The organism is Nonomuraea sp. NPDC049158, assembly GCF_040648335.1.
Classification (GTDB): domain Bacteria; phylum Actinomycetota; class Actinomycetes; order Streptosporangiales; family Streptosporangiaceae; genus Nonomuraea.
The window spans coordinates 98,765-124,588 of the sequence record NZ_JBEZDM010000029.1; the positions used below are offsets into that span (position 1 = coordinate 98,765).

Here is a 25,824-nt window from a genome sequence, read left to right on the forward strand (position 1 = left end):
CTTTGGCGATCCAGTCGATCCGCCTGTTCGGAGACCCGGTGCTGACCACCGCGGCGGCGCCGGTCGTCGACTTCGACAAGGAGCTCCGCAAGCTGGTCAAAGACCTCACCGACACGATGATGGACGCGCCCGGTGCCGGGCTCGCGGCCCCGCAGATCGGTGTCGGGCTGCGGGTGTTCACCTACTACGTCGACGAACAGCTCGGCCATCTGATCAACCCCGATCTCGACCTGTCCGCCGAGATCGACGAGGAGGGCGAGGAGGGCTGCCTGTCCTTCCCCGGCCTGTCGTTCCCGACGCCGCGGGCCATCCGCGCCGTCGCCAAGGGCTTCGACATGTACGGCGAGCCGGTCACGCTGGAGGGCACCGACCTGATGGCCCGCTGCTTCCAGCACGAGACCGACCACCTCGACGGCATCCTGTTCATCGACCGGATGGACGCCAAGCAGCGCAAGCTGGCGATGAAGGCCGTCCGCGAGGCGGAGTGGAGCGGGCTGTCCGTCCCCATGGTCAAGTTCTCCCCGCACACCATGGGCGGGAAGGCACTCTGACGATGCGCCTGGTCTTCGCGGGTACACCCGAGACGGCGCTGCCGTCACTACGCGCACTGATCGACTCGCCGCGGCACGAGGTCGTCGCGGTCGTCACCCGGCCCGACGCCCAGTCGGGGCGCGGTCGCAAGGTGCACCCGTCGCCGGTGGCCGAGCTGGCCGAGGAGGCGGGCATCGAGGTGCTGCGCCCGGCCAAGGCCGGCGACCCCGAGTTCCTCGACCGGCTGCGCGGGCTGGAGCCCGACTGCTGCCCCGTGGTCGCCTACGGGGCGCTGCTGCCGCAGTCCGCGCTCGACGTGCCGCCGCTCGGCTGGATCAACCTGCACTTCTCGATCCTGCCCGCCTGGCGGGGCGCCGCGCCCGTCCAGCACTCGATCCTGCACGGTGACGAGATCACCGGCGCCTCGACGTTCCAGATCGTCAAGGAGCTCGACGCCGGGGCGGTCTTCGGCGTCGTCACCGAGGAGATCCGTCCTGACGACACCAGCGGTGCCCTGCTCGACCGCCTGTCGGTCTCGGGCGCCGAGCTGCTGTCGGCCACGCTCGACGGGGTGGCCGACGGCAAGCTGCAGGCGGTTCCCCAGCCGGCCGACGGGGTCAGCATCGCGCCCAAGATCAACGTGACCGACGCCCGGGTCGACTGGTCCGCGCCCGCCATGCGGGTCGACCGCCTGATCCGCGCCTGCACGCCCAACCCGGGCGCCTGGAGCGAGTTCCGCGGCCACCGGCTGAAGCTCGGCCCGGTCCGGCTCGCCCCCTCGGCCGGGCCACTGGCCCCCGGCGCCATCGCCGCCACCAAGAACACCGTGCTGGTCGGCACCGCGACCCACCCGGTCGAGCTGGGCGAGCTCCAGCCGCAGGGCAAGCGGCTGATGAGCGCGGGGGAGTGGGCGCGCGGTGTGCGTCCTGAGAGCGACGACAGGTTCGAGTGAGAAACGACATGGGACAGGGCCCACGCCGCCAGAACGACGGACGGCCGACCGGGACCGGACACGGCAGCGGCGGCCGGGGCGGTCAGGGCGGGGGTCGTGGCGGCGGCCGGGGCCGATTGAGGGGTCCCGCGCGTGACCAGGCGCGCAATGCCGCCTTCGACGTCATGCGGGCCGTCGACGAGCGTGACGCGTACGCCAACCTGCTGATGCCGCGCCTGCTGCGCGAACGCGGGGTGAAGGGGCGTGACGCAGCGCTGGCGACCGAGCTGGCCTACGGGACGCTGCGCGGGCTCGGGACCTACGACGCGATCATCGAGATGTGCGTCGACCGGGCGCCCGACTCCGACGTGCGCGACGCCCTGCGGCTCGGCGCCCACCAGCTGCTCAAGATGCGCGTTCCGCCGCACGCAGCGGTCGGCACGACGGTCGATCTCGTACGGCTGCGCATCGGGGCGGGCGCCGCCAAGTTCGTCAACGCCGTGCTGCGCAAGATCGGGTCACGGACCATCGAGGAGTGGGTCCCGATCGTGGCCCCCGACGAGGCCCACGACCCGGCCGGGCATCTGTCGGTGGCCTACAGTCACCCGCGGTGGATCGTGAGCGCGTTCCGTGACGCCCTGGGCAGCCGGGCCGACGAGGTCGCCGACCTGCTGGTCGCCGACAACGCGCGGCCGCTGGTGACGCTGGTCGCCCGGCCCGGCCGCAGCTCGGTCGAGGAGCTGGCCGACAGCGGCGCCGAGCCGGGCCGCTACTCGCCGTACGCCGCCTATCTGCCGGAGGGCGACCCTGGCAGGATCCCGGCGGTCGCCGAGACCCGCGCGGCCGTCCAGGACGAGGCCAGCCAGCTCGTGGCGCTCGCCCTCACCCGCGTGCCGCTCGACGGGCGTGATGAGCTGTGGCTCGACATGTGCGCCGGACCGGGCGGCAAGGCGGGCCTCCTCGACGCCATCGCCACCTACGGCGACCTCGCGGCTTCCGACGACCGCTACCTTGCCGGCCGCGGGGGCGTCGCGGCCTCTGACGACCGCTACTTTGCCGATCGGGGAGACGGTGCGGTCTCTGACGACCGTTATCTCGCCGATCGCGGCGATCACGCTGCCGTCGGAACTCCCGCCTCTTCCGGCGATCGGGAGGACCAGGAAGACCGGGACCGAGATGACCGGGACGGCCGGAATGACCGGGACCGGAACGATCGGGACTGGGACGGTCGGGACCGGAATGATCGGGACTGGGACGGTCGGGATCACCGGGATGGCCAGGATGATCGGTCGGGTCGGAGGGTTCCTGTGGGGCTCGGGGTTCGGGCGGTGGCCTATCCGGGTGGGGCCCGGCTGCTGGCCGCCGACGTGCAGTATCACCGGGCGCGACTGATCTGGCAGACCACCCGGGACGCCGCCGTGGTCACCGCCGACGGGACCAAGCCGGCCTGGCGGCCGGGTGCGTTCGACCGGATCATGCTGGACGCGCCCTGCACCGGGCTCGGAGCGCTGCGCCGTCGCCCCGAGGCGAGGTGGCGGCGCGATCCCGCGGACATCGCCGAGCTGGGCCGGTTGCAGCGGCGCCTGCTCGACGCCGCGCTCGACGCCGTACGGCCCGGCGGTGTGGTCGCGTACGTCACCTGTTCGCCGCACCTGGCCGAGACCCGGGTCGTCGTCGGTGACATCGCCGGTCGGCGGGGCGACGTGGAGCAGCTCGACGCGCGCGACTACCTGCCGGAGATCGACGGGCTGGGCGACGGTCCGCACGCGCAGTTCTGGCCGCACCGTCACGGCACCGACGCGATGTTCCTCGCCCTGCTTCGCAAGCGCCCGCTCTGAGCGGATCATGTTCGCGTTTCCTGGCGTGATGGGCGCTGGGAATCAGGCCTGCTCGTCCTTCACCGGGGAGCTGAGACTGGTTACCTCCTCCAGCAGGCTCTCGAGGAGCGGGACTCGGCGTTCGGTGTGGTCGTTGAGCGCGAGGAGAGCCACGCACAGGTCCAGGTCGGGCACTCGGGCGTGCAGGGCACGCAGGCCTGTCCAGCCTCCTCCGTGCCGATAGACACGGTGTCCGGCGTGTGATCGGACGCCGATGCCCCAGGCGTAGTCGAGCGGTGTTCCGTCATCGAGGCGTCCAGGAGTCTGCAGGAGCCCCGAGATGCCGAGTTCATCGGCGTTGAGCGCCTGGCCCCAGCGCAGCAGATCGTTGAGAGTCGTCCATACTCCTCCGTCACCCAGGGACAGCGGGGCGGGATGAAGGCGGGCAAGCGGCGCGCCGCCCGGGGGCGTTGGGTCAGGCCCGGGCCAGTAGCGGGTGTCCGCCATCGCCAGCGGGACGAAGAGATGGCGCTCGGCAAAGTCGGGCAGCGGCATGTCCGCGGCTCGTTCCACCACCGCGGCCAGGCAGACGTACCCGGCGTTGGAATAGACGTGTTCGCTGCCCGGCCGGTGGTCCAGGTCCGGGAACTGGGCGAGTGCTCGGATGACGCCTGGGGTGGTCCGGTCGGCGTCGCCGGTGATGAGGGCATCGATCTCGGCGTCTGCGGGAAGGGCGGCTGTGTGATGGACCAGGTGCCGGAGCCGGATGCCGCCGGCCCACGCCGGTAGCTGGGGCAGCCAGCGTGACAGGGTCGATTCCATGTCCAGTACGCCATCTCGGGCCAGCAGCGCCGCGCAGGCCGCGGTCATCTGCTTCGACAGTGACGCCGCGTAGGCGAGCGTCGTGGCGGTCACCGACACCCCTTGGGCGAGGAGTACGGGTGGCTCGCCGCCTTGCCGCATCCCGACCACGATCGGTTCGTCGCTGCGGTAGCCGGCTTCGGAGACGAGGGTTGTCATGCGTTGGTGCGTCTGGGACACGAAATGATCCTTCGAGCTGCCCCGCTAGCGGCCTGGACGGGGGAGCAGGGCGTCAACGATCAGGTCGAGGAGCCGGCCGGTCTGCTCGGGGGTGTCGCGGGCCGCCGTGGCGAGAAAGACGCCCAAGAGCATCGTGGCGACGTCGTCGGGGTCGACGTCCGCACGGAGTGAGCCCGTGTCGGCGCCCTTGGCGAGGATGGCCGCGATCGCGGCGGTGATGCGTTCCCTGGTGATGGCTGTCGGGATGCGGCCTGAGGCCTGCCCGGCGCGCAGTGCGTCGGCCATGCCGCGTTTCATCGCGGCGAACGCCCCGTAGCGGTCCAGCCAGGCACGCAGCGCGAGCTGCGGCGGGAGTTGTTCGAGCAGGGCCGGGACGCTCGTGGTGATGTTGTCGAGCTCGGCGGCGTAGACCGCCTCCACGAGCGCTTCGCGGGTGGGGAAATGGCGATAGAGGGTGCCGATCCCCACGCCCGCCTCACGGGCGATGCTTTCGAGCGGGACCGTGTCGTCGGCGGCCGCGAAGGCGGTCCGGGCGACGGCGATGAGCTTGTCCCGGTTGCGCTGGGCGTGGGCGCGGAGCGGACGCTGTGTCGTGGCCGGCTGTTCCGCGGAGGTGCCGGCGGACGCCGGTTCGGTCGAAGTCAAAGTGGAGGTACCTCCGATATTGCTCTATAGTCGGTCAGAGATACCGGAGGATCCTCCGATATCTGCCGCATCTTACCTGGACGGGATTCTCATGACCTCCAGCAACACCCTTTCCGCCGGGCCGGTCAATGCTCCTCGGCCCGGCGGCACCGCTCAGTTCGCCGGCCGTACCGTGTCCCGCATCGGATATGGCGCCATGCAGCTCGCGCGCCTGCACGACGATCGTGACGCGGCCCTGGCGGTCCTGCGCCGGGCGATCGACTCCGGCGTCGACCACATCGACACCGCCCAGTTCTATGGCAACGGCTTCGTCAATGAGCTCCTGCGCGAGGCGATCCGGCCGGAGGACGATGTCATGGTCGTCAGCAAGGTCGGCGCCACCCCCGATCCCGGCGGTCCGATCCCGCTGCGGCTCGCACAGCGGCCCGAAGAACTCCGCGCCAGCGTCGAGGACAACCTCATCAGCCTCGGCCTGGAGCAGATCCCGGTCGTGAACCTGCGCCGTCCCGACTCCGGTCCCGGAGTGCGGGCCACGGGCGATCAGGCGGTCGACATCGACGACCAGCTCGCCGTGATGACGGCGATGCGCGACGAGGGCAAGATCGGCGCGATCGGGCTGGGCAGCGTCACCCTCGACGGGCTGCGCCGAGCGATCCCCGCCGGCATCGTCTGCGTGCAGAACGCCTACAGCCTCGTCACCCGCGACGACGAAGCCGTCCTCGAACTGTGCCGGAGTGAGGACATCGCCTGGGTGCCCTTCTTCCCTCTGGGCGGCGCCTTCCCCCAGATGCCGAAGGTGACCGACGAAGCGGCCGTCCTCGCCGCCGCGGCCTCACTCGGCCGCACACCCGCACAGGTCGGCCTCGCCTGGCTGCTGCACCACGCGCCCCACGTCCTGCTCATCCCCGGCACCGCCAGCACCGCGCACCTCGAAGAGAACATCGCCGCCGGTGCGATCACCTTCGACCGCGACATGCTCAACACGCTCGACGCCGTCCCCTCCCGCTCGGCAGAGGTCTCGCTCGGCTGATCACTCCGCGCCGTGGCGCGCTTCGCTGCAACCCGCCGCGGCCCGCCGGTGTTCCTCTCGCTGTCGGCTCGCTCACGGGCCGCGATCGATCCTCGCGAACCCGTGATCGAGCCCTCCGGCGTAAGAGAGCATCAGGCGAGAGGAACACCATGACGGAGCTCGACTCCACGCTCGATTCCAGCAGGCAGGCGCGGGACAAACCCATCGAGACCCAGATGACGTCCCGGCACAAGCTGATCCTGGTTCTCCTGCTCGGCGCCCAGTTCATGCTCGCGGTCGACTTCTCGGTGCTCAACATCGCCGTGCCGACGATCGGCTCCGAGCTCGGCTTCGAGCTGAGCAATCTGCAGTGGATCATCACGGGATTCATGCTGCCCGCCGCGGGCTTCACCCTGCTGTTCGGCCGTGTCGCCGATCTGTTCGGCCGGCGCAACCTCTTCCTGGCTGGAATGCTGCTCCTCGGCGTGGCGTCGCTGGTCGGCGGCCTCGCGCAGTCGCCGGGCATGCTCCTGGCCGGGCGTATCGGGCAGGGGCTGGCCACCGCGATGGCGACACCCGCCGCGATGTCGCTGCTCACCACGTCCTTCCCGGAAGGCCCGCTCCGCCGGCGCGCCCTCGGGCTCAACGGCACCCTGCTGACCGGCGGCTTCGCGCTCGGGTCGGTGCTCGGCGGCGTGCTGACCGAGCTGCTGAGCTGGCGCTGGGCCTTCCTGATCAACCTGCCGGTCGTCGCGCTCATCGTGCTCATCACCCCGCGCGTGCTGAGCGACACCGGCGAGCGGATGCGCAGCCGCCTCGACATTCCCGGCGCGGTCACGGTCACCGGCGGCCTGGTGAGCCTGGTCTACGGCATCTCCGCGGCCGAGCGGAACGGCTGGGGCGACCCCGTCGTCATCGGCTGCCTGATCCTCGCCGCGCTCCCGCTGGTCGCGTTCTGGTTCATCGAACTGCGCAGCCCGCACCCGCTGGCGCCGGTCAGCGTGCTCAAGCGGCCCACCGTCCGCTGGGGCAACTTCGCCGGGATCCCCGGCACCCCGGCCAAAAGCTGAGACCGTGCGAGGTAGAAGTTCATGTCCGGATTCACCGCGAACGCTACGGCTGACCCGCATCCCACCAGCCTGGGCTTAGCGCGGAGGTGTTTGCGGTAGAGCCATCAGGAGTTGGTCCAGTTTGGCGTCAACCTGACCGAAGCGCGCTTCGGTCAGGTCTTTCAGGTCGTTCAGGCGATCGTTCAGGCGCTGCTCAAGCTGGTCCAGCTGCTCCTTCGTGGCCGGCGAAGCGTTGCCCGCCATGATTTTCTCGAAGACCGGCTCGATGTATTCGAGGACCTCCTGGCGGATCGTGTGCGGGAGTTGGTCCACCGCGTCCTTGATGTCCCCCAGGTCGAAACCGAGCGTGAAAGCGGCCGCTTCGAGCCGTTGGACGCGGTCGGCGAGTTGCGCGCGGTGCTGGGGAGCGGTCATGCGGTGATCGTGGTCCGCGACTCATCCTGTGCCGCGGGGCTTCGGGGAACCGCATGCTCAACTGATTGTCGCACGTCAGGCATACCGCAGCCATCCGGGCGTGGACACGGGCGCGATCGAGATGGCGGGTCAGGAGGGTGTCGTGGCCGTGGGGGAGTCGGTGGGTTGGGCCCGTGGCGCGGAGGCTTCCGCGGGCTTGGACCTCGCCAGCCACAGGCCCGCGAACACGGCGCCGGCCAAGGTGACGGCGCCGGCCGCGATGAAGGCGCTGTTGAGGCCGGCCTCGAAGGAGGCGCCACCGGATTCCCGGGTACGGACGATGGCTCCGAGCACCGCCACGCCGAGCACAGCGCCGATCTGCCGGGTGGTGCTGCTGATGCCCGACGCGAGGCCGCCCTCCTGCGGACTGACCGCCTGGATGGCGGCGCCGGTCAGCGGGGACATGGTCAGAGCGAAACCGATGCCGACGATCGCCAGCCGCCACCACACGTTCCCATAGCCGGTTTCCGCGTGGACGAAGCCCAGCGCCAGCAGCCCCAGCCCGGCCAGTGCCAGGCCGATGGTGACCACGATCCGGAAGCCGTATCTGGCGGCGAGCCGGCCCGCGTACGGGCTGACGATCACCATGGCGAGGGAGGCGGGCAGGGTCTGCAGGCCGGCGCGCAGAATCGAACTGCCCTGGACGTACACGAAGAACTGGGAGAAGAAGAAGGCCGAACCCATGAGCGCGAACCCCACCACGACCATCGCCGTGTTGGACACCGTGAACAGCCGCTGCCGGAACAGCCGCAGCGGCAGCATCGGCGTCGAACCACGTCCTTCGACGACGACGAAGACGGCGAGCAGCACCACTGCGGCGGCGAAGCTCCCCAGGATCACCGGCGAGGTCCAGCCACGCGAACCGCCCTCGATCAGCCCGTAGGTCAGCGCCCCCACGCCCAGGACGGACAGGACCGTCCCCGGGATGTCGATCGCCGGCGCGCCGGGATTGCGGGACTCGCCCAGGATGCGCAGACCGGCCAGCAGCAGGACCGCGCCGATGGGCAGATTGACGAGGAATATGGCGGGCCAGCCGAAGGAGTCCACCAGAATGCCGCCGGCCAGCGGGCCGGCGGCCAGGCCGATTCCGCTGTATCCGGCCCACAGCCCGATCGCCTTGACGCGTTCCTGCGGAACGGGGTACGCGGCGGCGAGCAGGGCCAGCGAGGCGGGGCTCAGCGCCGCGGCCCCGATGCCCTGCACCACCCGGCCGGTGATCAGCCAGCCGATCGAGGGCGCGACGGCGCACAGCAAGGACGCGACGGTGAACACCGCGACGCCGGCCAAGAACACCCGCTTGCGGCCGAAGCGGTCGGCGAAGACGCCGCCGGACAGCAACAGCATGGCGACCAGTAGGACGTAGGCGTCGACGATCCATTGCAGGCCGCTCAACTGGATGTGTAACCGGTGCTGCATGTCGGGCAGCGCCGCACCGACGATCGTGCTGTCGAGCAGCACCATGAACTGACCCAGGCAGGTCACCGTGAGCAAGGCCGCTCGGCTCGATCCAGCCCTCGTCGCGTCTTCGTGTGCGGTCAACGCTGTTTCCTCTCGTGATGTGGATGCTCCCGCACGCCATAGTTCCATAATTCCGAACTATCGAACAGTCCGGTATCGTCGAGGCATGCGACCGCTACCCCAGCCCGCCCGCGAGGCGCTGAAGCTCGCGCCAGTGCTGCACGCGCTCAGTGATCCGGTTCGCTTGGAGTTGGTACGGCGGGCCAGGGGCAATCCCGAGTCGACCTGTGCCGTTCTGGCCGACGGGTTGGATGTGCCGATATCGACGCTGTCCAACCACTGGCGGATCCTGCGCGAGGCCGGGCTGATCACCATGACCGTCGATGGCCGGCATCGGCGGATCCGGCTGCGCTCCGACGATCTACGCGACCGCTTCCCGGGTCTGCTCGACCCGATCCTGCGCCTCGCCGCCGCCGAGTCGCCCGACAGCGGCCCGCTGTGAGGCTGCCCGCTCAACCGCTGATCCCAGGTGGCCAGAGCCGGAAGGCCCCGCACCGCTGCGGGTGTGGGTGCCGTTCAATAGACTCTGACCATCATGGCCCTACAGATCTCGCCCAGCATCCTGTCCGCCGACTTCGCCAGGCTCGCCGACGAAGCCGCGGCCGTCACCAATGCCGACTGGCTGCACGTGGATGTCATGGACAACCACTTCGTGCCCAACCTGACCCTCGGGCTGCCCGTGGTCGAGGCGCTGCGCAAGGCGACCTCCATGCCGCTCGACTGCCACCTCATGATCGACGACCCCGACCGCTGGGCCCCGCCCTACGCGGAGGCGGGCGCGGGCAGCGTCACGATCCACGTGGAGGCGGCGAAGTCGCCGGTGCGCACGCTGCGCGAGATCCGGTCGCTGGGCGCGCGGGCGGCCATCGCGTTCAACCCGGCCACGGCGATCGAACCCTACGAGGATCTGCTGGGTGAGATCGACATGCTCCTGCTGATGACGGTCGAGCCGGGGTTCGGGGGGCAGAAGTTCCTCGACATGGTGCTGCCCAAGATCCGCCGGGCCCGCGCCCTGATCGAGCGGCACGGCGGTCAGATCTGGCTCCAGGTGGACGGGGGAGTGGACGCGGACACCATCGAGCGCTGCGTGGTGGCCGGCGCGGACGTCTTCGTGGCGGGCAGCGCCGTCTATGGCGCCTCGGACCCGGCGGCAGCGGTCGACGCCCTCCGGTTCCAGGCCGAACAAGCTCAGGCCGTACAAGAAAAACGGTTGTGAAAGACGTCCGGCCCGCCGCGAGAAGCACGGCGGGCCGGATGGTCGGTCAGAGCAGGATGATCACGCCAGCGCGGGGTCCAGCACCACGTCGTCGCCCTGAGTGGTGGGGGCCTCGGGGAAGTGGCAGGCGGTCAGGTGGCCGTCGTGGTTGCCGGACAGCCGCGTCAGCGGCGGCTCCTCCACCGCGCACTTCTCCTGCGCCTTCCAGCACCGCGTACGGAAGCGGCACCCCGACGGCGGGTTGAGCGGCGACGGGACGTCCCCCGCCAGCCGGATCCGCTGCCGCGCCGGCCCCTCCACGTCCGCGTCCGGCACCGCCGACAAAAGCGCGTGCGTGTACGGATGGCGCGGCCGCTCATAGAGCGAGTCCCGGTCCGCGATCTCGACGATCTTCCCCAGGTACATGACCGCGACCCGCTGCGAGAAGTGCCGGACCACCGCCAGGTCGTGCGCGATGAACAGGAACGCGATCCCCATGTCCCGCTGCAACTGCTGCAGCAGGTTGATCACCTGAGCCTGGATCGAGACGTCCAGCGCGGACACCGGCTCGTCGGCCACGATCAGCCGGGGCTCCAGGGCCAGGGCCCTGGCGACGCCGATGCGCTGCCGCTGGCCGCCGGAGAACTCGTGCGGGAAGCGGTTGTAGTGCTCCGGGTTCAGGCCGACGATCTCCAGCAGTTCCCTGGCGCGGGCCTCCCGGCCGCCGGGTGGGTTGATGTCGTTGATGTCCATCGGGCCGCGGATGATCGAGCCGACCGTGTGCCGCGGGTTCAGCGAGGAGTATGGGTCCTGGAAGACCATCTGGATCTCGGGCCTGATCGGCTTGAGCTCGCGGCGGCCCGCGTGGGTGATGTCGCGGCCGTCATAGGTGATGCGGCCGCCGGTCGGCTCCAGCAGCCGGGCCGCCAGCCGTCCGGTCGTCGACTTGCCGCAGCCCGACTCACCGACCAGGCCGAGCGTCTCGCCCGCGTGCACGGTCAGGTCGATGCCGTCCACCGCGTGCACCACGCCGACCTGGTGCTTGACCAGGAAGCCGCCTCTGACGGGGAAGTGCTTCGCCACCCCGGACAGCTCCAGCAGCTTCTCCGTCACTTCGTCTCCTCAACTGGTCGCCTGAGCTGCTCCGCCTTCTGTTTGAGCGTCAGGAAGCACGCGTCGCCGTGGCCGTGTGCGGGCGACAGCTCGGGCCGGTCACCGGCACACACCTCCTTGCCCAGCAGCTTCATGTAGTCGCAGCGCGGGTGGAACGGGCAGCCGGACGGCAGGTTGATCAGGCTGGGCGGGGTGCCGCGCACCGGCTCCAGCGGCAGGTCCACCGGGCGGCGCAGGCTGGGCATCGAGCCCAGCAGCCCCCAGGTGTACGGATGGCGCGGCTCGCGCAGCACCTCGTGCATCGTGCCCCGCTCCACGGCCCGCCCGGCGTACATGACCAGCACGTTGTGCGCGGTGTTGGCCACCACGCCCAGGTCGTGGGTGATCAGGACGATCGCCGTGCCCGACTGCTCCTGCAGCTCGCTCAGCAGGTCGAGGATCTGCGCCTGTACGGTGACGTCGAGCGCGGTCGTCGGCTCGTCGGCGATCAGCAGCCCGGGGTCGCAGACCAGCGCCATGGCGATCATCGCGCGCTGGCGCATGCCCCCGGAGAACTGGTGCGGGTAGTCGTCGACGCGGACCTTCGGCTGCGGGATGCCGACCCGGTCCAGCATCTCGATCGCCCGGTCCCGCGCGGAAGACCGCGAGACGCCCTTGTGCTTGCGGTACACCTCGGCGATCTGCGCGCCGATCGTGTGGAACGGCGACAGCGACGTCAGCGGATCCTGGAAGATCATCGCGATCCGGTCGCCGCGCAGCTTCTCCATCGTCGACCTGGACGCGCCGATCAGCTCCTGGCCGTCGAAGGTGATGCTGCCGGAGATCTTCGCCGTCTCCGGGTTGTGCAGGCCGAGCACGGCCAGGTTCGTCACCGACTTGCCCGAGCCCGACTCTCCCACGATGCCGAGCGTGGTCCCCTGCTCCACCTGGAACGAGAGCCGGTCCACCGCGTGGACCACGCCGTCCTCGGTGTGGAAGTCGACGGTGAGCTCGTTGACCTCAAGGAACATCAGCTCAGCCTCACGCGGGGATCGATGACGGCGTACAGGGCGTCGACGACGATGTTCATCACCACGATCGCGCCCGCCGCCACCAGGACGGTGGCCATCAGGGTGGGCAGGTCGGAGTTGTCGACCGCGCGGACCGACAGGCGGCCGATCCCCTGCAGCCCGAACGTGGTCTCGGTGATGATCGCGCCGCCGATGAGCTGGCCCAGGTCCACGCCGAAGATGGTGACGATGGGGGTCAGCGTGCCGCGCAGGGCGAAGCGCAGCACCACGCTCCTGCCGGACATGCCCTTGGCCCTGGCGGTTCGTACGTAGTCCTCGGCCAGGTTCTCCACCATCGTGGAGCGGGTCATCCTGGTGTAGTTGGCGGTGAAGATGATCGCCAGCACGATCCAGGGCAGGAGCAGCCCCCCGAACCAGCCGAGCGGATCCTCGGTGATCGGGATGTACTTGGGCTGGGGGAAGATGTGCGCCTGGTAGACGAAGAAGTACATGGCCAGGGTGCCGACGAAGTAGATCTGCATCGAGGCGCCGACCAGCGACGAGATGCTGGCGATCTTGTCGAGCGGCTTGCCCTGGCGCAGCGCGGCCAGGATGCCGGTGGCCACGCCGAACGTCAGGAAGATCACCGAGGCGCCGATCGTCAGCGCGATGGTGACGGGCAGCCGGTCGATGATGGTCTCGAAGACCGGGGCGCGGTTGACGAAGGAGTAGCCGAGACAGGGCGCGGGGCAGGTGCCGAGGCCCTCGAAGTTCCGGCCGAAGAAGATCCCCCCGAGCCACGACACGAACTGCACCACGACCGGCTGGTCGAGGCCCAGGTTGTGCCTGGCCTGCGCCAGCGTCTCCGGCGGGCAGACCTTGCCGCACGCCAGTCGAGCCGGGTCGGCGGGGATCACGAAGAACAGGAAGAAGGTCACCCCCGAGATGATCACGAGGATGACCGCGGCGCCGATGACGCGGCGGGTCAGGAATCGAAGCACGAGATCTCCAAAAGGGTGCTCCGGGCGCCGCGACGGCGCCCGGAGCGGCGGTGCTACTGCTTCACGAAGATGGTGTTCGGCGAGACGATCCACTGCTGCGGATCGATCTCGGCGCCGCCCACCTTGGAGCCGTGCAGGAAGGTGCCGATCCGGTTCTCGGCCACGACCAGCGGGGTGATGGTCTCCTGGATCTGCTTGTCGAGGTTCATCCAGGCCTCGTTGGCCGCGTTGATGTCCGGGTTTTCCGAGATCTTCTTCATCTCGGCCTTGACCGTCGGGTCGTTGAGGTGGCTCATGTTCTGCCCGCCGTCGGAGACCGGGCCGAAGATGATCGGCATCACGGTGGAGCCGGACGGCCAGTCGGCGCCCCAGCCGCCCCAGTACAGGTCGAACTCGTTCTTCGTCTGGCTGATCGAGTCGTAGTACGTCTTACGGTCCAGCGACTTGGCCACGACCTTGATCCCGGCCTTCTCCAGGGCGTTCTTGATCACCAGGGTGACCGGTTCCTGGGTGGGCAGGTTGTTGTAGGCGTAGACGATGGTCGGGTGCGGGTTGCTCGACTCGGCCAGCAGCTGCTTGGCCTTCTCGATGTCACCCTCGGGCTTGGCCGTCTTGCCGAACAGGTCGTACGGCTTGTAGCCGACCGTGGTGTTCTCGTTGAGGATCGTCGTCGGCAGCGCCACGGCCTGCGGGCCGCCCAGGGCCTGCTGGATCTGCTTGGCCGGCCAGGCGTAGTTGATCGCCTGACGGATCTTCTGGTCCTTCACCCGGTCGAGGTTGAAGTAGTAGTAGTTGCCGTACGGCGACGGGCTGATCATGCGGCGGTCGGCCAGGCTGGCGTCGCCCAGCACCTGCTGCAGCCGCTCCGCCGGGGTGTTGGAGTAGAACGTGAACGCCGTCTGGTCGGGGCCTGAGTCGGCCACGAACCGGTCGGTCACCTGAGTGGCCTCCTGGCCGAACTCCATCTTCCACACGTCCGGGTACGCGCCGCGGATCGGGTCGGTGGCGGCGTCCCAGTTGGGGTTGCGGGCCAGTTCGAGGGACTTGTCGACGACGTGCGACTTGATGATGTACGGACCGGAGGAGACGGGCTCCTTGTCGTACTTCTCCTTGGTGTCCTTGGCCTTGGGCACGATGTTGTAGCCCGCCATGGCGAAGGCGTAGTTGGCGTCGGCGTGCGGCGAGTTGAACTTGAAGACGACCGTCTTGTCGTCAGGGGTCTCGATGTTGTCGAGTTCCTTGCCGCCGTACGGGCCGGGGTAGGCCTTCTTGTAGTCCTCGGAGGTGAGCCACGTCTGAATGTAGTTCGGCCCGAACGTGACGAAGGGGGCGAACATCCGCTCGACGGACCACTTCACGTCGGCTGAGGTGATCGGGCTGCCGTCCTGCCACTTCACCCCGTCCTTGAGGGTGAACGTCCAGGTCTTGCCGCCGTCGGACGGCGTGCCCGCGTCGGTGGCCAGGTCGCCGACCAGCTTGTAGTCGCCCTTGGCGATCCGCTTGTAACCGGTCAGGCCGCGGCTGATGAGCAGGCCGAAGTTCGCGTCGGTGTTCACATAGATCTGGGCCGGGTCGAAGTGGGCGAAGTCGTCCCGGTCGATCATGGTGACGGTGCCGCCCTTGACGACGCCCTCCGGCGGGATGGCGGGGCCCTTGGAGTCCTCCGCGGTGCCCAGGGTGATCGTCGGAGGCTTGTACGCTTCCGCCGCCGGCGCAGACGAGGCGCCCGCGCTCGCGGGGGCGCTCGACGGAGCGCCCGCGTTGCCCGGCGCGCAGGCGCCGACCAACGCCAGCGAGGCCGCCGCGGCAACCGCGAGAGCCGACCGTTTGCGGTGATTCATTTCTCTCCTCTAGCGCTTGATCTTGGGGTCGAAGGCGTCGCGGACCGAGTCACCGAGCAGGTTGAAGGCGATGACGAAGATCAGCAGTGCGACGCCGGGGAAGATGAGATAGGTGATGTCGTTCTGGTACACCTGCGTGGCCCGCAGGAACATCCGGCCCCAGTCGGGGACCTGCTCGCCCATCCCGACCCCCAGGAAGGACAGCGCCGCCTCGGCCGTGACCAGGGCGGGCAGCAGCAGCGTCGACTGGATGAGGATCGGGGTCCAGAGGTTGGGCAGCAGTTCCTTGAACACGATCCGGGCGGGGGAGGCGCCGGTGACCTTGGCGGCCTCCACGAACTCACGCTCGCGCATCGACAGCACCTGGCCGCGCAGCAGCCTGGCCAGCCCGGCCCAGCCGAAGACGGTGAGCAGGATGGTCAGCGTGACCGCCCGCAGCCACACCGGCGTCTCCTCGTTGGAGGGCACCAGCAGCTGGTCCACCACCGGCGTGAACGCGATGATGAACAGGACCTGCGGGAACGACAGCATCAGGTCGATGATCCGGCCGATGAAGAAGTCGGTCTTACCGCCGGCGTACCCGGCGATGATGCCGACCACGATGCCGATCAGGGTGGTGAGGATCGTCGCCACCACCGCGATCAGCAGCGAGGTCCTGATCCCGTATACGAGCTGCATGAACACGTCACGGCCCAGGTTGGGCTCGATGCCGAACCAGAATTCCGAGCTGATCCCGCCGTTGGGCGCCATCGCGTAGCCGAAGTCGTTGAGCAGCCCGGGGCGGTCCTGGCCGTACAGGGTGTACGGGTCCTTGCCGTACACCAGGGAGATGACGGGCGCGAGGATGGCGACCAGGAAGAAGAGGATCACGATCGCGGCGGAGATGACCCCGGTGCGGTCCCGGCGGAAGCGCAGCCACATGAGCTGGCCCGGCGAGCGGCCTACCGCCTCCGGTGCTTCGGTCACGGACGTCGCGTCGATCTCTGGTGCGGTGGACGTCGGTGTGGTCATCTAACAGGACTCCCAAGGAACATGCCAGAACGGGAAGTTTCAGGCCATATGGCACATTTGCAGGCCCGATCGGGTGGAGGCAATGCTTCGCCAAGGTTTGATTGTTTTGTTGTGAAATATCGATGCGGTCGTGCCTTCTATGCCGTTGACCTGGTCATGTATGCGATGTCATGATCTATCGTGGCGAGCCTTTCTTAATCACGGAATCAAGGCATAAACAAGATGATGCCGTGACATGAAGCAGGCGTTACCTGGGTAACTGTCCGCTTATGGAGGACCATGGGCTCTTCGGGCCCGACTCGGTGACCTGGCGGGTGATGGGCGAGCCGATCCTGCTGGTCGGCGGCTTGCGGGCGCTGCTGATGCAGGGGTTGCACCCCAAGGCGATGCGCGGCGTGCTGCAGAACTCCTCTCTGATGGACCCGAACGAGGCATGGTCGCGTTTCACCCGGACGACGGAATTCGTCCGCGTCCGCACGTACGGGACGCACGAGGAGGTCGAGCGGGCCGGCCGCCGGGTCCGCAGGATCCACGCCAAGCTGACCGCGTGCGATCCGGACACGGGCGAACGCTTCCACCTCGACGATCCGGACGCGCTGCGCTGGGTGCATGCGGGGGAGGTCGACTCCTACCTGTCGGTGGCGCGCCGGGGTGGCGTCAAGCTGACGGACGCCGAGGCGGACACCTTCGTGGCGGAATGGCGACGGGCCGCCGAGGTCGTCGGCCTCGACCCGGCCTCCGTTCCCGGCACCGTGGGCGAGTTGCGTGACTACATCGAGGGGGAACGTCCCGGTCTGCGGTTCGTCCCCGAGGCGGCACACCCGCTCCGCCTGTCGCTCACGGCGCCGCTCCCGCTGCTGCTCACCCCGCTCAAGCCGCTCCTGCCGGGGGTGACGCTGCTGGCGTTCGCGACGCTCCCGCGCTGGGCGAGGCGGCTGTACGGCCTGCCCGCCACCCCGGTCGGCGACCTGTGGGCGACGACCACGCTGAAGGCGCTGCACACCGGGCTGGGGCTGATCCCGGCGCAGGTCCGCTACAGCCCGGCCGCCCGTCTCGCCCGCCGCCTCATGGCCGCCTGACCTGCGGCCGCCCCACTGCCTGACCTCCCGCCCGCTGTTGACCAAGCGAGCGCTTGTTTGGCATAGTAGGGGGCGGTCGCATCCGCTTTTGTCGGCATGGCAGACTGGTGTGAGAAGAGAGCTAGCGTGCTCCGGGGTCGGTGAAATTCCGAACCGGCGGTTACAGTCCGCGACCCGGCCGATGCCATCGGCCGGTTGACTCGGTGAAATTCCGGGACCGACGGTTAAAGTCCGGATGGGAGGAAGCGCGCGGGTGTCCGGCCTTGAGCCGGGCGCCACTGTGGTGCGTACGCGCACCGCCATACCCCCCGGGGCCCGCCGTGGCTTAGAGCTACTGGCGAGTAGGAGGCCCGGGGTGGAGACACCCGCTCAGAATCCCGCGTATTCGGCGCGGGCCGCCCACGAGGCGCATGCTGTTACGGACACCGCGCACATGGCGCGGGCCGTCGAGCTGGCCGCGTGCGGGCGGGGGGCCACCAGCCCGAACCCCGTCGTCGGCTGCGTCGTGCTCGACGCCTCGGGGAGCGTCGCCGGTGAGGGCTTCCACGCCTACGCCGGTGGCCCGCACGCCGAGATCGTCGCGCTGCGCGAGGCGGGGGAGCGGGCCCGCGGCGGCACCGCGTACGTGACGCTCGAACCCTGCGACCACACCGGCCGGACCGGACCCTGCAGCCTGGCGCTGCTCGACGCGGGCATCGCCCGGGTGGTGGTGGCGGTCGCCGATCCCACCCCCAAGGCCGCCGGCGGCGCCGCGCGGTTGCGCGCGCACGGGGTCGTCGTGGAGTCCGGGCTGCTCGCCGAGGAGGGCGAGCGGGTCAACGCCGAGTGGCTCACCTACGCCCGGCTCGGCAGGCCGTACGTGACCTGGAAGTTCGCCGCCACCCTCGACGGCAGGTCGGCCGCCTCCGACGGCACCAGCCAGTGGATCACCTCCCCCGAGGCCCGGGCCGACGTCCACCGGCTGCGCGCCGAGTCCGGCGCGATCATCGCCGGCATCGGCACGGTCCTCGCCGACGACCCCCACCTCACCGCCCGCCCTGGCGGCGAAGCCCGGCCCGCCGTACGCGTGCCGCTGCGCGTCGTGGTCGACTCCGAGGGGCGTACCCCGTCCGGCGCCAGGGTGCTGGACGGCGCGGCGCCCACGCTCGTCGCGGTCGCCGACGACGTCGAGACCCGACTCAAGGCCGACCTGATCCGGCTGCCCCGCCACGACGGCGGCCTCGACCTGCACGCCCTCCTGCGCGAGCTGGCCGCGCGCGAGGTCGTCAGCGTGTTCCTGGAAGGCGGCCCGACGCTCGCGGGCGCGTTCCTGCGCCAGGGCCTGATCGACCGCGTCATCGCCTACCTCGCCCCGGCCCTCCTGGGCGCCGGGCCGGCCGCGCTCGGCGACGCGGGCGTGGCGACCATCGCCGCCACCCACCGGCTGGCCTTCGACGACGTTTCCCCCATCGGACCGGACCTGCGGCTGACCGCGCGGCCGGTGCTCGCACCACCACGCAAGGAGAGTTGATGTTCACCGGAATCATCGAGGAAAAGGGCGACGTCGTGGCCGTCGAGGCGGTGGGCGACTCGGCGCGGCTGTCCGTCCGCGGCCCGATCGTCACCTCCGACGCGCGCCACGGTGACTCCATCGCCGTCAACGGCGTCTGCCTGACGGTCGTGGACGTCCATGACGACGTGTTCACCGTGGACGTGATCAAGGAGTCGCTCGACCGCAGTTCGCTCGGCGCCCTGGAAGCGGGCTCCGCGGTGAACCTGGAGCGGGCCGTACGGGCCGACCAGCGTCTCGGCGGCCACATCGTGCAGGGTCACGTCGACGGCACCGCCGTACTGCGCTCCCGGGAACCCGGGGCGAACTGGGACAACCTCCGCTTCTCCCTCCCCGAATCCCTCGCCCGTTACGTGGCGGAGAAGGGTTCGATCGCCATCGACGGAATCAGCCTGACGGTCACCACGGTTGATGACGACAGCTTCGGCGTGAGTCTCATCCCCACCACGTTGAAGCTGACCACGATGGGCGAGCGCGAAGTGGGCGACATGGTGAACATCGAGGTCGACGTGATCGCGAAGTACGTGGAAAGGCTGGTGGGCAAGCAGTGAACTGGGCCAACGCCGGATTCGAGGTATTCGGCACGCACGTCCTCTGGACGGACCTCATCGGTAACATCGCCGCGCTGAGCACCGTCCTGCTGGCGATACGCAAGTCGGTGTGGACGTGGCCGGTGCAGCTCACCGGCTCGGTGCTGCTGTTCATCGCCTCGATCAACGCGGGCATCACCGGCAACGCCCTCAAGCAGGTGATGTTCGGGGCGCTGGCCGTCTACGGCTGGTGGGCGTGGCGGCGCGGCACAGAAGGCGGCAAACAGCTGACCGTACGCCCGGCCACATCGCGTGAGCGGACCGCCTACATCGGCGTGATGGCGCTGGGCACCGTCCTGGTCGGCGTGCTGTTCTTCTTCACCCACCTGTCGTGGGGGGCCAGCGTGCCGCTGCCGAAGGGCGCGTTCCTGGTGGCCGCCGACGCCTACATCTTCGTCGGCAGCGCGGTCGCCACCTGGGCGCAGGGCCGGGCGCTGGTCGACTTCTGGATCATTTGGGTGGCCGTCGACCTGGTCGGCGTGCCGCTGGCGTTCAGCTCGGGGCTGGTCGTCTCCGGCGCCGTTTACGGGGTGTTCTTCGTGCTCGTGCTGTACGGCTTCGTGAAATGGCTCAGGGAGTACCAGAGCGCTCCCGCGGACTTGGCGGTGGCATCATGACCGAGACCATCCTCGACCCGGTCGAACGGGCGATCGACGACATCCGTAACGGCAAGCCCGTCCTGGTGGTCGACGACGAGAACCGGGAGAACGAGGGCGACATCATCTTCGCCGCCTCCAAGGCCACTCCCGAGCTGCTCACGTTCACCATCCGGCACACCAGCGGCGTCATCTGCGTGCCCATGGAGGGCAAGGAGCTGGACCGGCTGGGCCTGCCCCTCATGGTGTTCCAGAACCGGGAGCGGCTGCGCACCGCGTACACGATCAGCGTCGACGCCCGCGACGGCGTGACCACCGGCATCTCCGCCGCCGACCGCGCCCGGACGATCCGTACGCTCGCCGACTCCGCCACCGAGCCCTACGAGCTGGTCCGGCCGGGCCACATCTTCCCGCTGCGCTACCACGAGGGCGGCGTGCTGAGCCGGCGCGGCCACACCGAGGCGGCCGTCGACCTGGCCAGGCTCGCCGGGCTCAGCCCCGCGGGCGTCCTGGCCGAGATCGTCAACGACGACGGCACCATGGCCCGGCTGCCCGAGCTGCGGACCTTCGCCGACGAGCACGATCTGGCGCTCATCTCCATCGAGCAGCTGGTCGACTACCGGCGCAGGACAGAGAGCATGGTCACCAGGGTCGCCGAGACGAACGTGCCCAACGCGTACGGGATGTGGCGGGCCTACGGCTACGCCAGCGCGCTCGACGGCGGCGAGCACATCGCCCTCGTCTACGGCGATCTGTCCGGCGACTCGGCGGGCGAGAACATCCTGGTCCGCGCCCACTCCGAATGCCTGACCGGCGACGTGTTCGGCTCGCTGCGCTGCGACTGCGGCGTGCAGCTCGAGCACGCCATGTCCGCCATCGCGCAGGAGGGCCGCGGCGTCGTGGTCTACCTGCGCGGCCACGAGGGCCGGGGCATCGGCCTGCTGGCCAAGCTCCGGGCGTACAGCCTGCAGGACGCCGGCAGCGACACCGTCGACGCCAACATCGAGCTGGGCCTGCCGGTCGACGCCCGCGAGTTCTCCAACGCCGCGCAGATCCTGGCCGACCTCGGCGTCAAGTCGGTGCGGCTGCTCACCAACAACCCGGCCAAGCTCAAGGGCATGGACGGCTACGGCATCAAGGTGCTCGGCCGCGAGCCCATGCCGGTGGCGATGAACCCCTACAACGAGCGCTACCTCAAGGCCAAGCGCGACCGCCTCGGCCACGACATCTCGGAGGCTTCATGAGCGGGGAAGGACGTCCAGCGGCAGCCGCGGCACCGGACGCCGCGGGACTGACGGTGGGCGTGGTCGCCGCCGGCTGGCACGCCAAGATCACCGACCAGCTCCTCGCCCGCGCCCTTCAGGCGTGCGAGGACAGCGGCGCCACGGCCACCGTCGTACGGGTGCCCGGCTCGCTGGAGATCCCGGTGATCGCCCAGGCGCTGGCCCGCCGCTGCGACGCGGTGGTGGCGCTGGGCGCGGTCATCAAGGGCGAGACCGCGCATTTCGAGTACGTCTGCGACTCGGTGACCGCCGGCCTGACCCGGATCTCGCTCGACGAGGAGACCCCGGTCGGCAACGGCGTGCTCACCTGCGAGACGCTCGACCAGGCACTCGACCGCTCGGGCCTGCCGGGCAGCAAGGAGGACAAGGGCTATGAGTCGGCCATCGCCGCGCTGGAGACCGCCCTCCTCCTGAAGACCCTCCACTGACCTGCGATAGGTTTCCGTTCGTGTCCGAGCCGATGACTCCCCCGCCGCTGCCCGTCACCTGGCGTCCCCGCCGGGGGAGAATCGTCGCGTACGGCTGCGCGACGGTGATCGTCCTCGGCTCGGTGGTGATGGCCGTCCTCATCGCCGAGCCGTTCGAGCTGGTGGACCGGATCGGGCTGGTGCTGTTCGGCTGCCTGGTGGCCTTCGTCCTGCACCTGCTGGGCCGGGTGCGGGTCGAGGCCGACGAGACGGGCCTGACGATCGTCAACGCCATCCGTACCCACCGCTACAGCTGGCCGGAGGTCCTGGACGTGACCCTGCTGGTCGGCGAGCCCTGGCCCAAGCTGGACTTCTCCGACGGCCGCACCATCGGGGCGATGGGCATCCAGGGCTCGGAGAAGGCCCGCGCCCACCGCGCCACGGCCGAACTGGCCGCCCTGATCCACGAGCGCGGAGAGGCGAAGGGCGGAGCGGACGCGCAGGAGGACTAGGCGCGGGATTCTCGTGTGGACCGAGCGGCGCGTAGCCTGAAGGCGTGCTGCGGCGGACAATCACGGCAATGGACATCCAGTCTCCGGACAAGCTCATCGAGCTGCTCGACCGGCACGCCTACCTGGCCGACGAGGGACTGGCCACGGCCGCGTTCCTGGCGCTCAGGATGGGCCGGCCGCTCTTCCTCGAAGGAGAGGCGGGGGTAGGCAAGACCGAGCTGGCCAAGACCCTGGCCGCGCTGCTGGAGGCGCCGCTGATCCGGTTGCAGTGCTATGAGGGGCTCGACGCCGCCCAGGCGCTGTACGACTGGGATTTCGCCCGCCAGCTCCTCCACCTCAAGGCCGCCGAGGCCGCCGGGATCACCGACGTGGGCCGCCTGGAAGGCGAGATCTACGACCGCCGGTTCCTGATCGCCAGGCCGCTGCTCAAGGCCGTCGAGACGCAGCCCAGCGTGCTGCTCGTGGACGAGATCGACCGGGCCGACGACGAGTTCGAGGCGTTCCTGCTGGAAGTGCTGTCGGACTTCACGATCTCCATCCCCGAGCTGGGCACGGTCAGCGCCAAGACGCCGCCGGTCGTCGTCGTCACCTCCAACCGGACCCGTGAGGTGCACGACGCGCTCAAGCGCCGCTGTCTCTACCACTGGCTGGAGCACCCGGACTTCGACCGGGAGGTGGCGATCCTGCTGCGCCGCCTGCCCGACTGCACCGAGACGCTGGCCGTACAGGTCGCTCAGGCGGCGGCGCGGCTGCGGCAGGCCGGGCTGGTCAAGCCGCCGGGCGTCGCCGAGACGCTCGACTGGACCGAGGCGCTGCTCACGCTGGGCGCCACGGAGCTCGACCCCGGCCGCGCCGCGGCCACGCTGGGCGCCGCGCTGAAGTACCGCGAGGACGTCGAGAACGTCCTGGGCAACGGGCTCCTCCATGCGTGAGCTGGCCGCCACCATGACGGGCTTCGCCAGGACGCTGCGCGCCGCCGGCGTCGCCGCCGACCACGAGCGCACCCGCAACCTGCTGCTGGCCCTCGACCACCTCGACGTGAGCGTGCCGGACGAGGTCTACTGGGCCGGCCGTTTCACGCTCTGCGCCACACCCGACGACCTGCCCAGGTACGACCGCTGCTTCGCCGCCTACTTCGGCGGCCGGAGCGCCAAGACCAGCCGGACCAGCACCACGACCGTCACCCGGCACACCGCCGCCCCCGAACAGGACGAGCAGGAGGGCGAGGCCGAGGCCGTGCCCGGCACCGCCAGCCGTACCGAGATCCTGCGCAACCGGGACGTGGCCCGGCTGACCGAGGCGGAGCGGGCCGAGGTGCACCGGCTGCTGTCGATGCTGCGCGGCCGGCGCGCGCAGCGGCGCTCGCGGCGGTTCGAGGCCGCGCACCGGGGCGTTCTGGACCAGCGGCGGACGATCCGTGACGCGCTCAGGAAGGGCGAGGTCGCGCGGTTGCGGCGCCGTCGGCACACCACCAGGCCGCGCCGCGTCGTGCTGCTCGTGGACGTCAGCGGCTCCATGGCCCCCTACGCCGAGACGCTGCTGCGCTTCGCGCACGCCCTGGTCAGGAGCGAGCCGCGGGCCACCAGGGTCTACTCGATCGGCACCAGGCTCACCCCGATCACCGCCGAGCTGCGCCACCGCGACCCCGGCACGGCGCTGAACGAGGTGTCCAAGGCCGTGCCCGACTGGAGCGGCGGGACCAGGCTGGGCGAGGAGCTGCGGGAATACCTCACCCGCGCCAGCGCGAGAGGGGCGATCGCGGTGATCGCCTCGGACGGCTGGGAACGGGGTGACCCGGAACTCCTCGGCACGCAGATGGCCCGGCTGGCCCGGCAGGCGTACCGGGTCATCTGGGTCAACCCACACAAGGGGTACGCGGACTACCAGCCGCTGACCGGTGGCATGCGGGCCGCCCTGCCGTACCTGGACGATCTGGTGGCCGGCCACAGCCTGGCCGCCTTCGAAGAACTCAGCGAGAGGCTCGCCCATGCGTGACGTGCTGCCGGAGATCATGCGCTGGTGGAGATCGGGGCACAAGTTCGGGCTCGCCACCGTGGTGAGCACGTTCAGCAGCGCGCCCCGGGCGCCGGGCGCGGCCATGGCGGTGCGCGGCGACGAGGTGGTCGGCAGCGTGTCCGGCGGGTGCGTCGAGGGCGCGGTGTTCGAGCTGGCCACCGAGATCGACACACCCCTCCTGCAGAGGTACGGCGTGAGCGACGACGACGCGTTCGCCGTCGGGCTGACCTGCGGCGGCATCATCGACATCCTCGTCGAACCCATCTCGATCGAGACGTTTCCCGAGCTGGGCGACATCGCGGCGTCGGTCAACGCGCACGAGCCCGTGGCGGTCGCCACGATCGTCTCCGGCCCCGGGCGGATGGGCGCCCGGCGGGTCATCTGGCCGGACCGCTCCTCGGGCACGCTCGGCCTGGACCGCCTCGACGAGGCCGTCGACGACGACGCCCGCGGCATGCTGGCCCAGGGCGCGACCGGCATCCGGCACTACGGCGGGCAGGGCGAGCGGCGGCTGGACGACCTGGCGGTGTTCGTGCAGTCGTTCGCGCCGCCGCCGCGGATGCTGGTGTTCGGGGCGATCGACTTCGCCGCGGCGGTGGCGCGGGTGGGCAAGTTCCTGGGCTATCACGTGATCGTCTGCGACGCCCGGCCCGTCTTCGCCACCCCCAAGCGCTTCCCTGACGCGGACGAGGTGGTGGTCAAGTGGCCGCACGACTACCTGGCCTCGGTACAGGTGGACGAGCGCACGGTCATCTGCGTGCTCACCCACGACCCCAAGTTCGACGTGCCGCTGCTGGAGGTGGCGCTGCGCACCGGCGCGGGCTACGTCGGCGCCATGGGCTCGCGCCGCACCCACGACGACCGGCTGGCCCGGCTGCGCGAGGCGGGCCTGAGCGAGGACGAGCTGGCCCGGCTGAGGTCGCCCATCGGCCTCGACCTGGGCGCCCGGACCCCTGAGGAGACGGCGGTGTCGATCGCGGCCGAGCTGATCCAGCTGCGCTGGGGCGGTTCGGGACGGCCGCTGACCCACACCGAGGGGCGCATCCACCAGGAGACGCCGTGAAAGGCTCCCGGGTGGCCGGGCTGCTGCTCGCCGCCGGACAGGGCGCCCGGCTGGGCACGCCGAAGGCGCTGGTCGAGTACGAGGGCGAACGGCTCGTGGACCGGGGCGTACGGCTGCTGGAGGACGGCGGCTGCCATCCGGTGGTGGTCGTGCTCGGGGCGGCGACCGTACAGGTGCGCAGGGCGGTGACCGTGCGCAACCCCGACTGGGCGACAGGCATGGGCTCGTCCCTGAGGGTGGGGCTGGCCGCGCTGCCCGAGGAGGCTGAGTCGGTGGTCATCGCGCTGGTGGACCAGCCGTTCATCGGGCCCGCGGCGGTACACGCCCTCGTCGGCGCCGGTGCCGAGGTGGCCGTGGCGACCTATGGTGGCCGGCGCCGCAACCCCGTGCTGATCGCCCGCCGCCACTTCGCCGCCGTCGCCGCGCTGGCCGTGGGCGACGTGGGGGCGAGACCGTTCCTGAAGGCGCACCCCGAGCTGGTCACCGAGGTGCCGTGCGACGGCCTGGGCGACCCGGCCGACATCGACACGCCGGAGGACCTGTCGCTGCTGGAGAGGTAATGGG

At 70.1% G+C, this 25,824-nt stretch carries 27 protein-coding genes and 1 riboswitch; of the genes, 18 read left to right on the forward strand and 9 right to left on the reverse strand.

The features are described from left to right. Positions 1 to 2: 2 nt before the first annotated feature. Genes def through AB0B61_RS42440 form a run of 3 tightly spaced genes read left to right on the forward strand, consistent with a single transcriptional unit; the run spans position 3 to position 3,300 of the window. The gene (gene def / locus AB0B61_RS42430; protein ID WP_358444906.1) at positions 3 to 551 is read left to right on the forward strand and encodes a peptide deformylase; all 549 of its coding nucleotides are present in this window, start codon (positions 3 to 5) and stop codon (positions 549 to 551) included. Between the two features lie 2 nt (positions 552 to 553). Continuing rightward, a complete protein-coding gene (fmt, locus tag AB0B61_RS42435) occupies positions 554 to 1,483 on the forward strand; it encodes a methionyl-tRNA formyltransferase (RefSeq protein WP_358444909.1) in 930 nt (309 codons plus the stop codon). Positions 1,484 to 1,491: 8 nt separating this feature from the next. After that, complete coding sequence (locus tag AB0B61_RS42440) at positions 1,492 to 3,300, forward strand: transcription antitermination factor NusB (RefSeq protein ID WP_358444912.1); 1,809 nt, start codon at positions 1,492 to 1,494, stop codon at positions 3,298 to 3,300. A 42-nt stretch (positions 3,301 to 3,342) separates the two neighbouring features. On the opposite strand, the gene AB0B61_RS42445 is transcribed toward AB0B61_RS42440, so the two are convergent. Together AB0B61_RS42445 and AB0B61_RS42450 are read right to left on the reverse strand one after the other, a co-directional pair. Next, on the reverse strand, positions 3,343 to 4,320 hold the full coding sequence (locus AB0B61_RS42445) for a serine hydrolase domain-containing protein (protein ID WP_358444915.1): 978 nt from the start codon (positions 4,318 to 4,320) through the stop codon (positions 3,343 to 3,345). A 24-nt stretch (positions 4,321 to 4,344) separates the two neighbouring features. Further along, the gene (locus AB0B61_RS42450; RefSeq protein ID WP_358444917.1) at positions 4,345 to 4,965 is read right to left on the reverse strand and encodes a TetR/AcrR family transcriptional regulator; all 621 of its coding nucleotides are present in this window, start codon (positions 4,963 to 4,965) and stop codon (positions 4,345 to 4,347) included. Between the two features lie 91 nt (positions 4,966 to 5,056). Here AB0B61_RS42450 and AB0B61_RS42455 point away from each other — a divergent pair, with 91 nt between their 5' ends. Together AB0B61_RS42455 and AB0B61_RS42460 are read left to right on the forward strand one after the other, a co-directional pair. Further along, a complete protein-coding gene (locus AB0B61_RS42455; protein WP_358444920.1) occupies positions 5,057 to 5,995 on the forward strand; it encodes an aldo/keto reductase in 939 nt (312 codons plus the stop codon). 149 nt (positions 5,996 to 6,144) lie between these two features. Next, positions 6,145 to 7,044, forward strand: a complete 900-nt coding sequence (locus tag AB0B61_RS42460; RefSeq protein ID WP_358444923.1) for an MFS transporter — start codon at positions 6,145 to 6,147, stop codon at positions 7,042 to 7,044. Between the two features lie 75 nt (positions 7,045 to 7,119). Here AB0B61_RS42460 and AB0B61_RS42465 read toward each other — a convergent pair whose 3' ends face one another. Together AB0B61_RS42465 and AB0B61_RS42470 are read right to left on the reverse strand one after the other, a co-directional pair. Continuing rightward, positions 7,120 to 7,458 (reverse strand): hypothetical protein, encoded by a 339-nt coding sequence (locus AB0B61_RS42465; RefSeq protein ID WP_358444925.1) that lies wholly within the window; start codon positions 7,456 to 7,458, stop codon positions 7,120 to 7,122. A gap of 129 nt (positions 7,459 to 7,587) precedes the next feature. Next, entirely contained in the window at positions 7,588 to 9,036 is a 1,449-nt protein-coding gene (locus AB0B61_RS42470; RefSeq protein WP_358444928.1) for an MFS transporter, read from the reverse strand. A gap of 85 nt (positions 9,037 to 9,121) precedes the next feature. Between AB0B61_RS42470 and AB0B61_RS42475 the strand changes: the two genes are divergently transcribed. Beyond that, the gene (locus tag AB0B61_RS42475) at positions 9,122 to 9,457 is read left to right on the forward strand and encodes a helix-turn-helix domain-containing protein (protein WP_358444931.1); all 336 of its coding nucleotides are present in this window, start codon (positions 9,122 to 9,124) and stop codon (positions 9,455 to 9,457) included. Positions 9,458 to 9,550: 93 nt separating this feature from the next. Further along, on the forward strand, positions 9,551 to 10,231 hold the full coding sequence (rpe, locus tag AB0B61_RS42480; protein ID WP_358444933.1) for a ribulose-phosphate 3-epimerase: 681 nt from the start codon (positions 9,551 to 9,553) through the stop codon (positions 10,229 to 10,231). Between the two features lie 60 nt (positions 10,232 to 10,291). On the opposite strand, the gene AB0B61_RS42485 is transcribed toward rpe, so the two are convergent. Genes AB0B61_RS42485 through AB0B61_RS42505 form a run of 5 tightly spaced genes read right to left on the reverse strand, consistent with a single transcriptional unit; the run spans position 10,292 to position 16,165 of the window. Beyond that, positions 10,292 to 11,323, reverse strand: a complete 1,032-nt coding sequence (locus AB0B61_RS42485) for a dipeptide ABC transporter ATP-binding protein (RefSeq protein WP_358444935.1) — start codon at positions 11,321 to 11,323, stop codon at positions 10,292 to 10,294. Continuing rightward, positions 11,320 to 12,333 carry an ABC transporter ATP-binding protein gene (locus AB0B61_RS42490; RefSeq protein ID WP_358444938.1) on the reverse strand — a complete coding sequence of 338 codons (1,014 nt, stop codon included), beginning with the start codon at positions 12,331 to 12,333 and terminating at the stop codon, positions 11,320 to 11,322. The genes AB0B61_RS42485 and AB0B61_RS42490 overlap by 4 nt, the downstream gene beginning before the upstream one ends. After that, positions 12,333 to 13,313, reverse strand: a complete 981-nt coding sequence (locus tag AB0B61_RS42495; RefSeq protein ID WP_358444941.1) for an ABC transporter permease — start codon at positions 13,311 to 13,313, stop codon at positions 12,333 to 12,335. Before AB0B61_RS42495 ends, AB0B61_RS42490 begins: the two co-directional genes overlap by 1 nt. 53 nt (positions 13,314 to 13,366) lie before the next feature. Further along, positions 13,367 to 15,154: an ABC transporter substrate-binding protein gene (locus AB0B61_RS42500; protein WP_358444943.1), complete on the reverse strand. Its 1,788-nt coding sequence runs from the start codon at positions 15,152 to 15,154 to the stop codon at positions 13,367 to 13,369. A gap of 9 nt (positions 15,155 to 15,163) precedes the next feature. Then, positions 15,164 to 16,165: an ABC transporter permease gene (locus AB0B61_RS42505; RefSeq protein ID WP_358444946.1), complete on the reverse strand. Its 1,002-nt coding sequence runs from the start codon at positions 16,163 to 16,165 to the stop codon at positions 15,164 to 15,166. A 269-nt stretch (positions 16,166 to 16,434) separates the two neighbouring features. On the opposite strand from AB0B61_RS42505, the gene AB0B61_RS42510 reads away from it, so the two are divergent. From AB0B61_RS42510 to AB0B61_RS42560, 11 genes are all read left to right on the forward strand, one after another. Next, positions 16,435 to 17,244 carry an oxygenase MpaB family protein gene (locus tag AB0B61_RS42510; protein ID WP_358444949.1) on the forward strand — a complete coding sequence of 270 codons (810 nt, stop codon included), beginning with the start codon at positions 16,435 to 16,437 and terminating at the stop codon, positions 17,242 to 17,244. Positions 17,245 to 17,366: 122 nt separating this feature from the next. Next, positions 17,367 to 17,497, forward strand: a riboswitch (FMN riboswitch). Positions 17,498 to 17,599: 102 nt separating this feature from the next. Next, positions 17,600 to 18,754 (forward strand): bifunctional diaminohydroxyphosphoribosylaminopyrimidine deaminase/5-amino-6-(5-phosphoribosylamino)uracil reductase RibD, encoded by a 1,155-nt coding sequence (gene ribD, locus AB0B61_RS42515; protein WP_358444952.1) that lies wholly within the window; start codon positions 17,600 to 17,602, stop codon positions 18,752 to 18,754. Continuing rightward, entirely contained in the window at positions 18,754 to 19,344 is a 591-nt protein-coding gene (locus AB0B61_RS42520; protein ID WP_358444955.1) for a riboflavin synthase, read from the forward strand. The genes ribD and AB0B61_RS42520 overlap by 1 nt, the downstream gene beginning before the upstream one ends. After that, on the forward strand, positions 19,341 to 20,000 hold the full coding sequence (pnuC, locus tag AB0B61_RS42525) for a nicotinamide riboside transporter PnuC (RefSeq protein WP_358444958.1): 660 nt from the start codon (positions 19,341 to 19,343) through the stop codon (positions 19,998 to 20,000). The genes AB0B61_RS42520 and pnuC overlap by 4 nt, the downstream gene beginning before the upstream one ends. Then, on the forward strand, positions 19,997 to 21,223 hold the full coding sequence (locus AB0B61_RS42530) for a bifunctional 3,4-dihydroxy-2-butanone-4-phosphate synthase/GTP cyclohydrolase II (RefSeq protein WP_358444961.1): 1,227 nt from the start codon (positions 19,997 to 19,999) through the stop codon (positions 21,221 to 21,223). Before pnuC ends, AB0B61_RS42530 begins: the two co-directional genes overlap by 4 nt. Beyond that, on the forward strand, positions 21,220 to 21,690 hold the full coding sequence (ribH, locus tag AB0B61_RS42535; protein ID WP_358444964.1) for a 6,7-dimethyl-8-ribityllumazine synthase: 471 nt from the start codon (positions 21,220 to 21,222) through the stop codon (positions 21,688 to 21,690). The genes AB0B61_RS42530 and ribH overlap by 4 nt, the downstream gene beginning before the upstream one ends. Positions 21,691 to 21,710: 20 nt before the next feature. After that, positions 21,711 to 22,181 (forward strand): PH domain-containing protein, encoded by a 471-nt coding sequence (locus AB0B61_RS42540; protein ID WP_358444967.1) that lies wholly within the window; start codon positions 21,711 to 21,713, stop codon positions 22,179 to 22,181. Between the two features lie 68 nt (positions 22,182 to 22,249). Further along, positions 22,250 to 23,113 carry a MoxR family ATPase gene (locus AB0B61_RS42545; RefSeq protein ID WP_358444970.1) on the forward strand — a complete coding sequence of 288 codons (864 nt, stop codon included), beginning with the start codon at positions 22,250 to 22,252 and terminating at the stop codon, positions 23,111 to 23,113. Beyond that, positions 23,106 to 24,176 carry a VWA domain-containing protein gene (locus AB0B61_RS42550; RefSeq protein WP_358444973.1) on the forward strand — a complete coding sequence of 357 codons (1,071 nt, stop codon included), beginning with the start codon at positions 23,106 to 23,108 and terminating at the stop codon, positions 24,174 to 24,176. Before AB0B61_RS42545 ends, AB0B61_RS42550 begins: the two co-directional genes overlap by 8 nt. Next, the gene (locus AB0B61_RS42555) at positions 24,169 to 25,260 is read left to right on the forward strand and encodes an XdhC/CoxI family protein (RefSeq protein ID WP_358444976.1); all 1,092 of its coding nucleotides are present in this window, start codon (positions 24,169 to 24,171) and stop codon (positions 25,258 to 25,260) included. Before AB0B61_RS42550 ends, AB0B61_RS42555 begins: the two co-directional genes overlap by 8 nt. Beyond that, a complete protein-coding gene (locus tag AB0B61_RS42560) occupies positions 25,257 to 25,820 on the forward strand; it encodes a nucleotidyltransferase family protein (protein WP_358444978.1) in 564 nt (187 codons plus the stop codon). The genes AB0B61_RS42555 and AB0B61_RS42560 overlap by 4 nt, the downstream gene beginning before the upstream one ends. Positions 25,821 to 25,824: the final 4 nt, after the last annotated feature.

Coding starts and splice junctions, on each gene's coding strand:
- AB0B61_RS42440 (WP_358444912.1), top strand. CDS start 1,492: ATGGGACAGGGCCCACGCCGCCAGAACGACGGACGGCCGACCGGGACC.
- AB0B61_RS42520 (WP_358444955.1), top strand. CDS start 18,754: ATGTTCACCGGAATCATCGAGGAAAAGGGCGACGTCGTGGCCGTCGAG.
- AB0B61_RS42550 (WP_358444973.1), top strand. CDS start 23,106: ATGCGTGAGCTGGCCGCCACCATGACGGGCTTCGCCAGGACGCTGCGC.
- AB0B61_RS42455 (WP_358444920.1), top strand. CDS start 5,057: ATGACCTCCAGCAACACCCTTTCCGCCGGGCCGGTCAATGCTCCTCGG.
- AB0B61_RS42555 (WP_358444976.1), top strand. CDS start 24,169: ATGCGTGACGTGCTGCCGGAGATCATGCGCTGGTGGAGATCGGGGCAC.
- rpe (WP_358444933.1), top strand. CDS start 9,551: ATGGCCCTACAGATCTCGCCCAGCATCCTGTCCGCCGACTTCGCCAGG.
- AB0B61_RS42505 (WP_358444946.1), bottom strand. CDS start 16,165: ATGACCACACCGACGTCCACCGCACCAGAGATCGACGCGACGTCCGTG.
- AB0B61_RS42460 (WP_358444923.1), top strand. CDS start 6,145: ATGACGGAGCTCGACTCCACGCTCGATTCCAGCAGGCAGGCGCGGGAC.
- AB0B61_RS42490 (WP_358444938.1), bottom strand. CDS start 12,333: ATGTTCCTTGAGGTCAACGAGCTCACCGTCGACTTCCACACCGAGGAC.
- fmt (WP_358444909.1), top strand. CDS start 554: ATGCGCCTGGTCTTCGCGGGTACACCCGAGACGGCGCTGCCGTCACTA.
- ribH (WP_358444964.1), top strand. CDS start 21,220: ATGAGCGGGGAAGGACGTCCAGCGGCAGCCGCGGCACCGGACGCCGCG.
- AB0B61_RS42500 (WP_358444943.1), bottom strand. CDS start 15,154: ATGAATCACCGCAAACGGTCGGCTCTCGCGGTTGCCGCGGCGGCCTCG.
- AB0B61_RS42510 (WP_358444949.1), top strand. CDS start 16,435: ATGGAGGACCATGGGCTCTTCGGGCCCGACTCGGTGACCTGGCGGGTG.
- AB0B61_RS42545 (WP_358444970.1), top strand. CDS start 22,250: ATGGACATCCAGTCTCCGGACAAGCTCATCGAGCTGCTCGACCGGCAC.
- AB0B61_RS42465 (WP_358444925.1), bottom strand. CDS start 7,458: ATGACCGCTCCCCAGCACCGCGCGCAACTCGCCGACCGCGTCCAACGG.
- AB0B61_RS42475 (WP_358444931.1), top strand. CDS start 9,122: ATGCGACCGCTACCCCAGCCCGCCCGCGAGGCGCTGAAGCTCGCGCCA.
- AB0B61_RS42530 (WP_358444961.1), top strand. CDS start 19,997: ATGACCGAGACCATCCTCGACCCGGTCGAACGGGCGATCGACGACATC.